Here is a 14,883-nt window from a genome sequence, read left to right as displayed (position 1 = left end):
ATTTTTAGATCAAGGACTTTCATTATTTTCTCTCCCAAGGGTTCATAACACAGCCACCTTCAACAATGGCGCCATTTACTTTTTTCGTTGTTTCTTTTTTAATTACTTTCATTTTATTTCCTTATTAAAATAGTTTTGGCTTTTTAGTTGGGAATGGAAAACAGCCACCAATCATATATGCGCCTGTTACTTCATTTAATTCTTCTAAATTAATTTCTTTCATTTGAATTCCTTCTTTACTTGTTTTCCTTAAGTGTTTTCATTCTATAAAAACCAGAAAAAATAAAAACTCTCAAATCTTATAGTCCTATTTCTAGTAGCTATTATATTTGGTAGGTATATACCTAAATAACCTTAATATATTTGGTTCAGTGGCTTCTCTATCGAGGAATAGAGAACTGGATTTCAGGCATAAAAAAAGAGGCTGGGAGCACCAGCCTCTTTTAACAAGTTAGATTACCACCATCACACAGAGGACAACCGATAAAGCTCGTGGTTCTCTTCTAAGTCAATAGCAGCCTGTTTGTCCCTATTCAGTGCGTTAGCGCTCTCGTTCATAAGGACAACCCAACCAGGCGATGTAAACAGGTCGACTGTTTTCGACACCTTCGATTGCGGGGCAATCCCCCATACCGAGTCAAAGTAAGAATCCAGCTTAGACAGCTGTTCCTTGCCATTCACATCCTCTACTTTTCCTTCTTCAGTGCTAATAAAGAACTGAACCAATGCTTTCTTATGGAATGTCGGAGGTTGGGACGTTCTTTCCCTAAAGCGAGAGTGATTGGTAAACGCATCTACCGTGAGATCTAACTGTGACACTGAAGAGAAATTCTGCACGGTTCTCGGGGTGTATCCGCCATGAATCCGCGCCCCTACTTCTATCAGAACAGGTCCATCAGGAGAAAGCATAATCTCACTGTGAGCAGGACCAACCGTAATGCCTAATGCATCCAATACACCTTGATTGTATTCGATGATTTCTTGCAATGACTCGTCTTCTGGATGTAGAAACTCCATTTCTCGATACACCACATCCGAACCATTCGCTTGGCATTTATGATAACGGCACAGGTTGGTGACAAAACTTTTTCCATCACACGATACCGTATCGACAACGTATTCCGACCCATGGATAAATTCTTGCACCAATACCGCTTGGTTGAGCTGCATGAACATGTCTTCAGAGTGAAGAATACTGTCGAACGCCTTTCTAGCCTCATCCAAATTCGAGCACTTACTGACACCTTCAGAACCTGCCGAAGCCAAAGGCTTAATAATAAACTCTTGAATATTATTCGACTTAAGCCAAGGCTCTATTTCATCAAACTGAGACGTTTTTAGCTGTTTGATCGCTCGAATGCCTTGCTTCGCAATGGCTTCCTGCATCTCAAATTTGTCTCGGCGAGCCAAGGAAAGCGCAAAATCGTTACTGGAAAGCGCTAAATGATGCGTGAGTAAATCCGCTTTTTGCACCCCACTTTCAGCCCCAGCAAGTACCGCCACGGGGGCGTATTCTTTTAGAAAATGGGCGCACAACTCCACATCGTTAAATACGGTTTCAGCCACAAAATCCTGTGCGTGAAACGAGCCCGCATAGTTTGATGGGATCGTCTTTTGGCTGTGCACAGCAATACAATCAAAACCAGCAGCGTTGAAATCTCGTGGCAGTAAACACGCGCTAGAATATGGGTCGACAATGACGACGTAATCTTTATTCATGGTGAACTCCTTTCCTTTCTTTTTCCACCAAAGCATTGATGGCGTCCGCATCCAATCGTCCGAGCCTTAACGACTCATCTTTCGCTTCGCATATCGAAATCTGCATACTGTGTCCCTCACTACTTGGCGCTTTGCAGCGGCTCTTCTTTTGGCTGATTCACGGCTCTTTTCTGCTTTAAATAGATGCCAATCACCACAAAAATAATGGCGGAGCTGGTGCCTATCAGCGATTCCATAGAAAAGGTAAGTCTCGAATTAAACATCTGAATGAAGAGATAAATAATCGGCGCAGCGACTAACGAGAAACTCACGATTAACGGGTCCGACTTCTTGATACCCAGCTGTAAGCAATACAAAGGAATAATGTTTCCGATCACCGCTATCATCAGGATTTCCCAATAAAAGGTCGTGGCGGTATAGACCAAAACGGGTTTATCACTCAACACAAAAGCTATACCGATAAGCAAAAGAAATCGCTTCGACATGATTTGGCCAGGTGTCACCCCTTTCTGATTTAAAGATTTGGATGCCAACGTGTTAAGCGCCATGGAAACACCACACACAAAGGACATCACCACACCCAATATCGCATCATCACGATCAATGTGTCCCATCGCAGAGTTACCACTGAAGGTCGAATTAATCATGAATATCATGCTCGCCATTACGCCTAATGCAGTGACCATTTGCGGTGCACTCAGCTTATCGGTCTTAAGAATAAAGACCGTAATTAGAATCGTAACTAATGGTCCAATTGAGTTGGCTAACGCACTGGAAATAGCAGGCTCAATGTATTTAAGCGCTATAAAGAAACCAAGCCAGCTACCCGCCGTGGTGAGGTTCACCCCTATCCAATCTTTCCATCGAGTTTCAACCAATGGCTTTTTACTGATCGATTGAGCCACGTAAAAATACAAGCTGACGAGGAGAAAAGTCAGGATAAGCGTTGAAAAGACATCGGCTTTTTGCAGCATGCCCGATAAATAAACCGCCTGAACACCCGACAGAATATTGAAAGAGAAGATCAGTAAAATACCCTGATTTTCGGTGTTTTTTGTCGCAGAGTAATCACTCATACACATCATTCCTTGATTGAGTCGCGAGGTGAGATATACGTTTGGCGATGGATGGAAAAAGCTTAAATCCCATGCCGCTCCAACCGGTGGCAAAAAGGACATTTTTGTACTTGGATTTCGCCCCTAAGTACCCTGTTTTTCCGTAGGTATAACCATCAAATCCAACTCTCGCGCCTAAAGCGTTAAGAGCGTCTTTTTGAATATTCAACGCTTGCGAGACGGTTTCTTTAGTCAGATCGGTGTGGGTGATGTCTTTACGCCTTGGCGATTCCACATCAATATCCCACTCGCTGGTCGCTGTGCCGACTAACCAGGTATCACCACCAATAGGGCGCATGTAAACATCTGGATCCCCCACAATGAGCGCAGGATGCTGGGAGGGCAAAGGCTGTGAGCGCATGAATTCCGCTTGAATGGCTTTAGGGCGCTGAACGTCGGATAAGTCAAACGCATCTCCTGCCAATGAATTCCATGCTCCCGTGCAAACAATCAGCCCATTCGTCAGTATGACCTGATCGCTTGTCGTCAGTTGAAACCCATCATGACCATGGGTGTCAATCGACTGCACTTGGGTTGACTCAAACAGCTCGACGCCATTTTTCTGTGCTTCATTGGAAAGCCATAAGGTTGATTTGAGGGGGTCGGCGTAGCCACTCACTGGCTCCCAGACAACGTAATCCGCATCCAACCGCTTAGGGAGAATCTTCCGAAGCTCTTCTGGTAGTGACTTCACTTGTTTCAAATAGATAGGGTGCTCATTCGTACTCGTCGTTCGAACCCATTCTGAAATGGTCTCAAGGCTCTCAGTCGTTGGCACAAAGAGCGTGCCAATTTCGTCAAACCCTGTCTCTTCTTTATGCTGAAGAAAAAATGGCAGGCTTTCCTTGGCCATCTCTGTGATGTGATCTTCACTGTGAATCACACGAACAAAACCACCGGAATAAAGCGTCGCGCCACTGCCCACTCGGTTTTGTTCAATCAGAGCAACACTGAAATTCGATTGCAGTGACAATTCACGCGCAATGGCACAGCCGATCACACCCGCCCCAATAATGACCCAATCAAATTGTCGTTGGTTGGTGCTCATCACTGCTCCTTAATGGTCAAGTGATGCCAAGTCGACAACGTGTTATCCCCATATTCATTAAAGCGAAATGAGGATGCAGAACACCGCAAACGATCAGCCATGTCCAAATTGCTGACATCGGAATCGTCATACAGAATGTCTAAAACGGCTTTCACCCCATGACGAATATAGAATTCAAAGCCGTTATCCAGCTTCATCACTTCTATGGAATAGGGTGGCGTTAATAAGGTCTCAATCTCTTCAATATCGCAATCGTCGCAACCCACAACCCGCCCAGTAAAGGCATGCCGGTTTAAATGGTTCAGCATATCCGCACACGAGAAATGCGTACCGGCTAGAAACACGTTGTCGAAATCAAACGTGGTTTGTTCATACAAGTTTTCTTGATGAATCACTCGGTACCCATAAGTACTCGCGAGCACCGTCGCCAGCCCTTCGGCATAAGGAGAACCATCCGATACCACCATGTGCGAACCACTTTGGGCATCCAATAGTTCTGCAACCACTTCGCATTGTTTTGTGTTGCTGGCGCACAGTCGAAAACGGTAGCGGCTCGGCTGCTCGGTGAGGTCATCACCGGTTGAAGCTGGCAGCACAAACACAATGCCAGCGTTCTCATATTGATCTTTCACGGTTGCTGCACATGCGCTGTTGAAATGCCCGATGACCGCAGTCACCCCTTCTTCAATCAGCGCTTTTGCAACCGCATCCGCAACATGAGGTAAAGCTTGGTCATCCATATAAACAAACTCGACCCCTTCCGATACCGCTTGGGTGGATGTAGCTTTTGTAGATACTGCCTTTGTAGATACAGCTTTTGCGGATATAGGATGAGCAGACAGTGCCGCGTTCGCCGCCGACGTCAACAAGTCACCATAAGCAGAGCGTGGCCCGGTTAATGGCCCTACAATTGCAATTTTCTTATTCGCCACCGCGCGCACCCTCCAAGCTAGGAAACCATTCGCGGTTAACAGGTTGGATTTTTGCACCTTCATCCGCAAACGAAGGGCTGTCTGCCCAAACAGGTGAACCCGATAGCCCAATGGCACGCCACAGTTTTTGAGCAAATTCTGGAGCAATCGGCGAAAGCACTGTCGCTATGGTTTTTAGCCCTGCGACTTTTATCGCTACCGATGTACGAAGCGTGTCGTAAAACACGTCACTTTCTTTTAAGTGCGTATCCAGTGTCATCAAACGAGCCAAACTGCGGAACATATTATCCGCGCCTTGCATGACACTACTGGTCGAAAAACTCGCACTGTTGAAATGGTTGTAAGCGGCATCGAGCTCATGGCTCATTTGATTGAAGAACAACTGGTGATCTGAGCTCCAGCCACCTGGGTTTGGAATATTTCCGTCAAACTGAAGCGAAACTTCGCTTAAAACGTCGTTAATCGTACTTTGCCATGACCCAAGTAAAGTCTGTTCATACCAGCGCTCGAAGCCTTTACTCTCAAAGTTAGTTTGGCTGGTTTCTGGGCGAACCAGAGCCAAATACAATCTCACCGCTTCTTTGTCATGGCTTTCAAGTAGGTCTTTTGCCCAAATAAGGTGATTTCGGCTGGTCGAAAACTTGGAACCATCGAGTAGTAAAAACTCATTCGTGACGAACTTGTCTGCCAATTTAGGCGTATCGTTTAATGCCATGAATAACGCTGGGAAAAGGACAGCGTGGTACCAGCTATTATCAAAACCAAAGAACTGCGCTAACGATGTTCCGTCATCAACCCACTGATGATACGGGCGTGCTTGATCAGAACCATCAAACACTTGAGCCGAGCCAATCAAGTAGCCCACGACCATTTCAGCCCACACATAAATAATCTGGTCTTCAAACCCTTTCACCGGAACTGGGACACCCCAGCTTGATTGGTGAGTAATGGGAATATCCGGTAACCCATCTTCCAGCATTTGATGAACCAACATGGAAATATGTGGCGTCATTTCAACACGCGAGTAATATTCCTTAAGTCGGCTTTCAAATCGAGATAGCGGGAATACAAATTGTTTAACGGTGCCTTGTTTAGGATCTCGACCCGTTAATTTCGTTTTTGGGTTCTTTAGATCGGTGACATTGTTTGGTCTTCCACACTGCTCACAAGCATTGCCATCAGAGCCCGAACCACAGTAAGAACATTCCCCACTCACCCACGCCTCGTGCAGGTAATTGCCGTAATCTGCACAAAAGAGCGCATCCGACTCTTTTAAAACCAGCAGATCCCTATCGAGCAACGTTTGGAAAAAAGTCTGAACCTGTTGGTTGTAGTTATCAATATTGGCGGGATGGTAGTAAGCGTCTGGCGTTACACCTGCTTTAGCTAAGGTTTGATGAATTTGTTCACCAAAACTCTTATCCACTTGTTGAGGTGAAATGTCCGACTTCACGGCTTTGAGCTCAACATAGGTTTGATTGGTATCAACACCTGTTAGGTAATGCCCTTCGGCATCATTCATGGTTAAGAAACGCTTATAAATATCGGCGGCTAAAAATGGCCCCGATAGGTGCCCGACATGCAAATCACCATTAGGCGTCGGTGGTGTTGCTGTAACCAAGTGCTTTGCAGGCAGCTTTCTTTGAGTCTTCGGTAATTTCGTTAGGTCTTCCCACCACGTCGCCTCAAATACCAACTCCGACAAGCGAGACGTATTGGTCACGTAATGTGAGTCAAACGCATCCAAATACACAATTTCGCCGGCTTCTACTTCAATAGTATGTGAGCCAGATGTGACCGTACCTTTGCCTTCTAGAATTCGAAAAACTTCAAATTCATGATGGTTATGGGGCGTAGACGATTCACCCGCACTTAATCGGCAAACCATCGAACCAAAAGGCGTTTTTGCAGGAAAGGAATCCACGGGAAACAGCTTCGTACAGCTCAACCCATAGGCTCGGAATTCTTCCGTTAATTTTGCTTTTTTCATAATACTCACAGATCTCCAATGAACAGACAGACAATCATTACGCCGCTTTAATGTTGTAATTCGGTTTGGCGCTATTTATTTCGTTCATAATGTCCATTGCTCTTTCTGGCAGAATCGAGAGCAAGGTGTCACTAAGACCGTGGCTGTGTTCATTGTTGCCAATCATAAAGATGCCAGCATGGCATTTATCCGACGTTTTCACTTGGTATTGGCGAGTGAGCTTTGGTCGACCTAATTCATCTTTTTCAAACCAATCAAACAACTTTTGAGTGAGATCTAGGTTATTTCTATCATGGTAGCCTGTTGCTAAAAACACGCCGTGATAAGGCACTTCGGTTTGCTCTTTGGTGTTGGTATTTTCAAAATAAGCCGTACCAACATGGTACATATTTGGCGTGTGTTTAATTTCTTTTAATTCTTGGAAATTATTTAATTTAAATCGCTCGTCACCGGAAACGCTCATATCGTATTTCATTTGATACAGCTCTCGAATTAATGGTGGATCGATACAAGAATAATTGGTGTCTTTGTATTTATTGATGATTCGCTGTTTGTCATTCGCTTCCAGTTTGTAAAAATCATCAATCGTGCTGTAGGCAAAGATTTCATTTACAAATTCACTGCTGTCGGCTGGCTTATACGCATATTCTCGGATCGTCGAATTAACGGTCGCATTTGGGTAATGGTTGAGTAAATGCTTAGTAATTTCTGCCGCACTTTGGCCGGAACCTACAACAAGAAACTCCCATGGGAACGACGTATCTGAGAACTTGTTCTCCAAACTGGGTAAGAATTGCGAGGAATGATAGGCATTTTGACTGGCGCTGGCATGGATGCCTTCTGGCAGCTTTGGCACTAAGCCCGATGAAGTAATGATATTTTTCGCTTGGTATCGTGCTTTCTTTCCTTCAGCGTTGACCGTGTGAACGTTGATATAGCTCACTTCGTCATTACCATTCATCACAGGAGTGATATCCACCACCTTCTCACCGTAATTCACGTAACCTTTAAGCTGATTTGCTGCCCATTTTAAGTAATCGCGATATTCATGACGTGTCGGATAGAATTCTTGCAGGTTAACAAAGCTTTCCAGTCTTCCACATTCATCAAGGTAATTTAAGAAAGTAAACTTGCTGGTTGGTGAGCGCATTGTCGCTAAGTCTTTGTGATAAGAAATTTGCATTCTTGCACCTTCAATTAACATACCTGGATGCCAATCAAACTCTGACTTACTTTCAATAAATAAATGGGTCGACTGTTCATTAAACCCTTGCTCTTCAATCGTTGCGGCAATTGCCAAGTTAGCGGTAAAACCTATACCAATAACGTCATAAATCATTTTATTATTCCTTTATATTACTTCCTGAAATTACGCTTTAATTATTTCTCTAATCCGAGAGAAATAATTAAAAACGTATTTACTTTTATTTTCCTAAAATAACCTTTAGATACTTGGTTATATTTTTCTCAATTAAATTAACCGTTGGAAATACCGAGGGGAAGACAAGAGACCTGGTCTCATCTTGCTAAAGTTGATCGCCATATTTTCAAAAGTAATGCCTTTTTCTTTAATGGCGGAAATGCATTTTGGATTGCTCGCTTGATCGCACACCACCAGCTTTGTCGGGCTCAGATCCAAAACTTTGATGAACTCTTCCCATTCATCATCCGACGGGTAACGATTGACGTACACCGAAAAGGAATCCAGCTGCACCACATTCAAATGGGCGACTGTGTTTTTCCATGCATATTGCCCCCAAAACTCACCGGCATAGCGTCCATTTTCAGTCAGCACAACCGCCATTGGGTTGGGTTTGTTTAAAGGTAATCCTTCTAAAACCTTAGTGTGGTTTAGGATATAAATGTCTTGCATACGCAGCCCAAAAGTTCAATTTGTTACATCTTCGTCTATTTTTTCGACATTGGTAACTATCGAAAATGATAGGTACCAACTAACAGATTAGGTAGCTGTGCAATTAAGCGATGCGCAGTACGATGAACGCACAACGGTTAATCAGGGACGAAAACAATGACTGCGCTACTTTCACACTACCAAACATCATGTTCGAGCACGCAAGCCGCTAATATGGCAACAGCAAATCGTCGTGAGCTATTCCGCTTTCGAACGTCTGTCTTTTCTGCGCGGCTAAAATGGGATGTGAAAGTGGATAACACAGGTCAGGAAATGGATGAGTATGACCAGTTGAACCCAATCTACGTGAACTCGAAAGATGCTCAAGACAACATCAATGGTTGTTTGCGTTTATTGCCTTGTTCGGGCTTCTACATGCTGCGCGATACCTTCCCGCAATTACTTCAGGGTGAAGCAGCTCCGACAACCGATAAGGTTTGGGAGATCAGCCGTTTTGGTGTCGATACTTCAGATCGCAACCACAACTCTCAAGGCATAAGCAAAATCACGTTTGATTTGTTGTTGCAAGCAGGAGAGCTCGCGGTAAAAGGTGGAGCAACGCAGTTTGTTTTTGTAACGACAGCATCTATTGAGCGCTACCTTCGAAAAATGAACGTAAAAACGGCTCGCTTTGGTCTGGGTAAATCAGTCGACCTAGGTGGTTCACGCTCAGTCGCGCTGAAAATTGAATTGAATGAAGAGTACTTTGCCAACTTGCGCAAACAACTTGAGCTTTAACCCCTGCAGTAAAAAAGGAAAGTCGGTCATGGCTTTCCTCCCTTTCAAAATTGGAAAACAACCCCTTCACTCTAACCCAAGAAAAATGTTTCATTTCGTCAAATCAGCGCCTTAGGCTAGCGATTTCCGGTAGACTATCGCCAATTCCCTTTACGCAGTTTACACATGAAAATATCTTTACCTTTGGCTGTGATGGTCTCTTCTTTGGCTACCTTTCAAGCCCAAGCAAAAAATGAAGCGTTAGAAACGTACGGCGACATCGCGCAAATCGGAATACCGCTGACTGCGGCTATGATTTCTTGGTACAAAGAGGACACGGAAGGGCTCATTCAGCTTACTGAAGGGGCACTGTACAATGCACTCGCAACCCATTCTATTAAGTTTGCTGTCAATGCTGAGCGCCCCAATGGCGGCGACCACTCCTTTCCTTCTGGGCACACCTCTGCTGCAACTCAAGGTGCTGCGTATTTGCAATTCCGATATGGCTCCGCTTATGGCATTCCAGCGTACGGTGCGGCGGCGTTAGTTGGGTACTCGAGAGTTGATGCAAACCATCACTATTGGCGAGATGTTATTGCGGGTATGGCATTGGCGACGGGCGTTCAATATGCCGTGACAGAGCTAGGGTACTCCATCACGGTTTTACGGCGCAAGTGCGCTTTTAAGGCTGAATGCACAACACATTCAACAATGACGAGCCTTTCAACTGGGTGACTTTACCACTGGTAAAGAACCCTTGTTGGCTAATCCCCCAGTAAGGTAAATGCAACGGCCATTTCGAGCGGGATAATTCATTAGATTCCAATATGCCTTTCCACTCTTTTTGTGTCGCTAAACGCATACCCAAAAGACCGCACACCTCAGTTGCTGAATCATAATCCATACGGTTCCATGGCTTTTCGCTTTCCATATAGAAGTGTTCGTAATCACGAATAAATGGAATAGCGTAAGTTTTATCGCCTAGCTTCGCCTGTCTTCTCACAATGATGTCCATTTCCGACGCTTTAGCAGCCGTTGACTGTGGAGGCGTTGCGAGAACGACTGCTTCAGGAATAGGAGCTGGTGTAGAAACAGGTGCAGGAGTCGATACCTGAGCAACAGGTTTCGAAGGCGGAACCGGTTCTGCTTTAACTGGCGCCGGTTTTATAGGTGCTGGCTTTGTCGATGTTGGTTTTGCAGGTACAGCTGTCGCATCATTTTTAATTTCTCGGATAAACGCATCGCTGTATTTTGGGATTTTACGCACTTGTCGCCACTCTTTTAACGCCATGGCGTAATCGTCGTATGGACCGATCAAACAGCGGTATTCCTTGCCATAACGCATCATCCAAACGTCTGTCGATATTGATTGATACAATTTTTTGGCATGCCTTAGTGGCAAAGGTTTGTCTAAGATTCCACACTGGATCCAGAACAATTCAGCACTTCGAGAAGGACCGCGTTTTCCCCAAAGCCCCTCTCCAATTGGGCATTCTGCCTTAAGGATGGGCAACTCGTTTGTAGAAGCCTGAGTGGCATCACACAAGTATTCGTCGGCCTGAGCAGGTCTAATCGCACTTACCATTACAAGCAGTAAGCCAGCCAATACTGTTACCGTTTTTACTGTCGGTTTTGTGTCCATAAACTTACTCCACACATTGCCCCCAATAACCATGTAATGCAAAGAAAGGTGAATGCAAAAAAAGAGCCCGCTTTACGCCGGCTCTTAAGTTTATGAATATTTCCGATTGGAAATCAATGGTATTGGATCACCCTTTATAGATTTTCGGGTTAAATACATCTCGTAACCAATCACCAAGCAAGTTGATAACCAAAACCAATGTAACCAGTACCAATCCTGGGAATGCGGTAATCCACCAAGCACCAGAGAATATGTAGTCAAATCCGATACTAATCAGCGCTCCTAATGATGGCTGATCGACAGGTAACCCCAATCCTAGGAAAGAAAGTGCCGCCTCTGACATGATGGCGTTTGCCACCTGTACCGTTGAGATAACCAAAATAGGTGACAAGCAGTTTGGAAGAATGTGACGGAACATGATTCTTGGGGATTTGAAGCCCATGACTCGTGCTGCCTCAACATATTCTTTCTTCTTTTCCGCCAGTACCGATGCACGAATCGTACGCGCATACTGAGGCCATTCAGCCACACCGATGATCACCACCAGCATCACTACCGCATATTGAGCGTAAAAATCGCTACCAAAACTGGCTTTGAAGATGGCGGAAACAATGATTGCCACCATCATGGTTGAGAACGACAACTGCACGTCGGCAAAACGCATTAAGAAGCTATCAACGCGACCACCAAAATAACCCGCAGATAGACCAATAATGATGCCCAAGAAAAGCTGTAAGCCAACCGCAAGGAAACCGATAGTCAATGAAAGGCGAGATCCATACAAAATGGTCGAAAAGATGTCACGCCCTTGTTCATCGGTGCCTAAAACAAAGCGCTCATCGCCGTCTTCCATCCATGATGGAGGCAGCTCTGAATCCATGATGTCAATCGATGACAAATCATAGGGATCCGATGGCGCAATCAATGGTGCAGCTAAAGCCATTACCAAAAACAGCATAAATACGGCAAAGCTGAACATCGCGACTTTGTCTCTACGGAAGTAGTACAAAAAGTCCGAGTTTTTAAATCGCTCCCAACGAGAAGGAACGGCAGTAGAAGTAGTCATGATTATGCTCCCTTTCCAGTTAGGTCTACCGTTGGGTTGATGATGCCGTACAGCAAATCAACAATGGTGTTCGTTACCACGAAAATCAGCCCAACAAAAATCACATATGCTGTGATAAGTGGCGTATCTACGCGGTTAATCGCTTCTAGGAAAAGGAAGCCAGTACCTGGCCATTGGAAAACCGTTTCGGTAAGAATGGTATAGGCCACCATAGTACCGATTTGAACACCACCTACCGTCAGTACCGGTAACATAGTGTTTTTCAATGCGTGCTGGTAATAGATTTTGTTCAGCGCTAGCCCTTTTGCTTTACCAAACTTAATGTACTCAGAACTCAGCACTTCTAGCATTTCTGAGCGAACTAAGCGGATAAAGAGTGGCAACATAATGGAAGACAAAGCCACACATGGCAGAATCAAATGCGCCAGCCCATCGAGGGTAAAGTAACCGGAATCCCAGCCTAACCAGTTTGCTGTCTCGCCCCGCCCATAAGACGGTAGCCATCCCAACTCGATTGAGAAGACGTACATCAGCATGATCGCGGTTAGGAAAACAGGTACAGAAATACCAACGCTACTACCTGCCATCACCAGTTTCGTGAAAAAACTCTTTGGATGAATTGCTGAATAGACCCCTAACGGGATCGAACAGAAGATAATGATCAACGTTGCGCCGAACACCAGCTCTAGCGTCGCAACCAATTTATCTAAAATGACCTCGACAGCAGGACGCTTAAAGAAATAAGACGTACCTAAGTCGCCTTGCAGCGCATTGCCGACGAAGCGTGAATATTTTGTAATGAAGGGATCGTTTAACCCAAGCTCATCACGCAAGGCTTGTCGCTCTGATTCCGAAACGGATTGACCGACCAGTTCCCGTAACGGGTCGCCAAGGTTATCCTGAATGGCAAACGCCACCAAACTGATCACAAACATCACTATCAGTGCCTGAAACAGGCGCTTGACGAGAAACGTAAACATTCCTTGCCCCTTAACTTTCCATGACTTTCATGTAATACCCTTCAGCCTCAAAAGTGGTACTAGGCTCGGCTGAAAGAAAAAGCCAAGCACCAAAATAGACGAATCTATTTAAAATTCACCGACTGTTGGTTGTTCTAATGATACGCCAGACAAGCAAGCGCTTATCTGGCGTAAGTGGTGAAGATTCCGCTTATTTAACAACCAAGTCGCCAAAGTAAGGGAAGTTCATACCATTAACGATAGGACCAATTTCCACATTGCCTTTCGCAGCCCATGAAGGGTCCTGCCAATGTAGAGGAACGAACGCTGCGTCGTTGTAAAGGATTTCCTCTACTTGCTTCAGCATCGCGCTACGCTTAGTCAAATCGGTTTCTTTGTTCGCTTCGTTAACCAGCTTGTCCACTTCAGCATTACCGTAGTGACCACAGTTGTACTGACCTTTACCGGTGTCAGCATTACGCGTCATCGCTAGGAACTCTGTGAAGTTCGCGGAATCTTCCGTATCTGGGTGCCAGCCAATCATCAGCATGTCCGCTGCACACTTATCAAACTCAGGCCAGTACTGTGCTTTAGGCATGGTTTTCAGGTCAACTTTGATACCGATTTTAGAAAGCATTGCAGCCGTTGCTTGAGCGATTTTGTCGTCGTTCACGTAACGGTTGTTTGGTGCCATCATAGAAAGATTGAAGCCTTTTTCGTAGCCTGCTTCTTTCATTAGCTGTTTTGCTTTTTTCAGGTCATAACGAGGCTTAAGATCGTCATTGAAGCCCGCGTAGCCTACAGGGCTTTGCTGAGCAGCAGCTGTTGCTGCACCTTTCATAACTTTCTTAGTGATACCTTCGTTGTTGATTGCATACACAATCGCCTGACGAACACGAGCATCCTTAAGCGCAGGGTTGCTGTTTTGGTTCATTTGGAAAGTGATGATACGTGTACCTGGCATTGTGTACAGATCAACTTCTTTTGCTTTCTGAATACGCTTGTAGTCATTTGGTGCAACAGGTGCAATCATGTCTACATCGCCAGAAAGAAGAGCTGCAACACGTGTCGCGTCTTCTTTGATTGGAACAAGAGTCAGCTTATCAACGTTACCTGGAGAAGACTTATCCCAGTAACCGTCAAAACGTTCAAACTCAACCTTTACACCTTGCTCACGTGAAGTGATAACGAACGGACCAGTACCGGAAAGGTTGGCTGATGCATAAGAGTTACCGTGTTTAACCAGTTCCGCTTTGTCTTTACCTTCAGAGGTTTTGCCTGAGTAGAACTTGCTGTCCATTGGGAAAATGTAAGTCGCTACGTTTTCGACCAGTGGGTAAGTACCATCGGTTTTGATTTCAACTGTGTAGTCATCCACTTTTGTCAAAGACACAAGCGGTGCAAAAATACCTTTAAAGTCAGGAGAAGACTTCAAACGGTCAAACGTCCATACCACATCGTCCGCAGTCAATTCGTTGCCAGAGTGGAACTTCACACCTTTGCGAAGGTTGAAGCGCATGGTTTCGTTATCAACACGATCCCAAGACTCAGCTAGACGCGGCTCAAATTCCATCTTTTGTGAAAAACGCACCAAAGGATCGAACACCATGTGAGACAATTGCATCGTACCACCAGACAGCTGCTCATGCGGATCCAGAGATACTGGGTCGGCATCATAAGCAACGGTAATGTCTGCCGCAGCAACACTGAAACTTAAGCCTGCAGCCATTAGGGCCATTGCTAACTTAGTCTTTATGGTTTTCATTGCATAACTCCTTATGCG

13 protein-coding genes are annotated in these 14,883 nt (G+C 45.0%); 2 read left to right on the top strand and 11 right to left on the bottom strand.

All coding sequences use genetic code 11. From position 1 onward, the window contains the following. Positions 1-465 precede the first annotated feature (465 nt). The 7 genes from LDO37_RS00355 to LDO37_RS00325 form a co-directional block, all read right to left on the bottom strand. Entirely contained in the window at positions 466-1,719 is a 1,254-nt protein-coding gene (locus LDO37_RS00355) for an ATP-grasp domain-containing protein (protein ID WP_185829891.1), read from the bottom strand. A gap of 119 nt (positions 1,720-1,838) precedes the next feature. Further along, positions 1,839-2,795 (bottom strand): DMT family transporter, encoded by a 957-nt coding sequence (locus LDO37_RS00350; protein WP_167404910.1) that lies wholly within the window; start codon positions 2,793-2,795, stop codon positions 1,839-1,841. After that, positions 2,788-3,882 (bottom strand): NAD(P)/FAD-dependent oxidoreductase, encoded by a 1,095-nt coding sequence (locus LDO37_RS00345; protein ID WP_126609014.1) that lies wholly within the window; start codon positions 3,880-3,882, stop codon positions 2,788-2,790. The genes LDO37_RS00350 and LDO37_RS00345 overlap by 8 nt, the downstream gene beginning before the upstream one ends. Then, entirely contained in the window at positions 3,882-4,814 is a 933-nt protein-coding gene (locus LDO37_RS00340) for an ABC transporter substrate-binding protein (protein ID WP_185829892.1), read from the bottom strand. Before LDO37_RS00340 ends, LDO37_RS00345 begins: the two co-directional genes overlap by 1 nt. Continuing rightward, positions 4,804-6,804: a class I tRNA ligase family protein gene (locus LDO37_RS00335; protein WP_126609016.1), complete on the bottom strand. Its 2,001-nt coding sequence runs from the start codon at positions 6,802-6,804 to the stop codon at positions 4,804-4,806. The genes LDO37_RS00340 and LDO37_RS00335 overlap by 11 nt, the downstream gene beginning before the upstream one ends. 37 nt (positions 6,805-6,841) lie before the next feature. Next, positions 6,842-8,143, bottom strand: coding sequence for a SidA/IucD/PvdA family monooxygenase (locus LDO37_RS00330; protein WP_224056040.1), 1,302 nt, complete (start codon positions 8,141-8,143; stop codon positions 6,842-6,844). A gap of 132 nt (positions 8,144-8,275) precedes the next feature. Continuing rightward, on the bottom strand, positions 8,276-8,677 hold the full coding sequence (locus LDO37_RS00325; protein WP_101114924.1) for a hypothetical protein: 402 nt from the start codon (positions 8,675-8,677) through the stop codon (positions 8,276-8,278). A gap of 156 nt (positions 8,678-8,833) precedes the next feature. Here LDO37_RS00325 and LDO37_RS00320 point away from each other — a divergent pair, with 156 nt between their 5' ends. Together LDO37_RS00320 and LDO37_RS00315 are read left to right on the top strand one after the other, a co-directional pair. Beyond that, positions 8,834-9,454, top strand: coding sequence for an acyl-homoserine-lactone synthase (locus tag LDO37_RS00320; RefSeq protein ID WP_126608782.1), 621 nt, complete (start codon positions 8,834-8,836; stop codon positions 9,452-9,454). A gap of 165 nt (positions 9,455-9,619) precedes the next feature. Next, the gene (locus LDO37_RS00315) at positions 9,620-10,168 is read left to right on the top strand and encodes a phosphatase PAP2 family protein (protein WP_126608781.1); all 549 of its coding nucleotides are present in this window, start codon (positions 9,620-9,622) and stop codon (positions 10,166-10,168) included. Here the strand turns inward: LDO37_RS00315 and LDO37_RS00310 are convergent. The 4 genes from LDO37_RS00310 to LDO37_RS00295 all read right to left on the bottom strand — a co-directional run bounded on the left by LDO37_RS00310 (position 10,116) and on the right by LDO37_RS00295 (position 14,865). After that, the gene (locus LDO37_RS00310; RefSeq protein ID WP_224055289.1) at positions 10,116-11,075 is read right to left on the bottom strand and encodes an SPOR domain-containing protein; all 960 of its coding nucleotides are present in this window, start codon (positions 11,073-11,075) and stop codon (positions 10,116-10,118) included. The genes LDO37_RS00315 and LDO37_RS00310 overlap by 53 nt on opposite strands. Before the next feature lie 127 nt (positions 11,076-11,202). Then, entirely contained in the window at positions 11,203-12,141 is a 939-nt protein-coding gene (locus LDO37_RS00305; RefSeq protein WP_101114929.1) for an ABC transporter permease, read from the bottom strand. A gap of 2 nt (positions 12,142-12,143) precedes the next feature. Further along, on the bottom strand, positions 12,144-13,121 hold the full coding sequence (locus LDO37_RS00300) for an ABC transporter permease (protein WP_126608780.1): 978 nt from the start codon (positions 13,119-13,121) through the stop codon (positions 12,144-12,146). A gap of 190 nt (positions 13,122-13,311) precedes the next feature. Next, positions 13,312-14,865, bottom strand: a complete 1,554-nt coding sequence (locus tag LDO37_RS00295) for an ABC transporter substrate-binding protein (protein WP_101114933.1) — start codon at positions 14,863-14,865, stop codon at positions 13,312-13,314. Positions 14,866-14,883: the final 18 nt, after the last annotated feature.

It is taken from the genome of Vibrio penaeicida (assembly GCF_019977755.1).
Taxonomy (GTDB): domain Bacteria; phylum Pseudomonadota; class Gammaproteobacteria; order Enterobacterales; family Vibrionaceae; genus Vibrio; species Vibrio penaeicida.
Note: the sequence above shows the minus strand (reverse complement) of the source record. Positions and strands in the feature narration are given on the sequence as shown.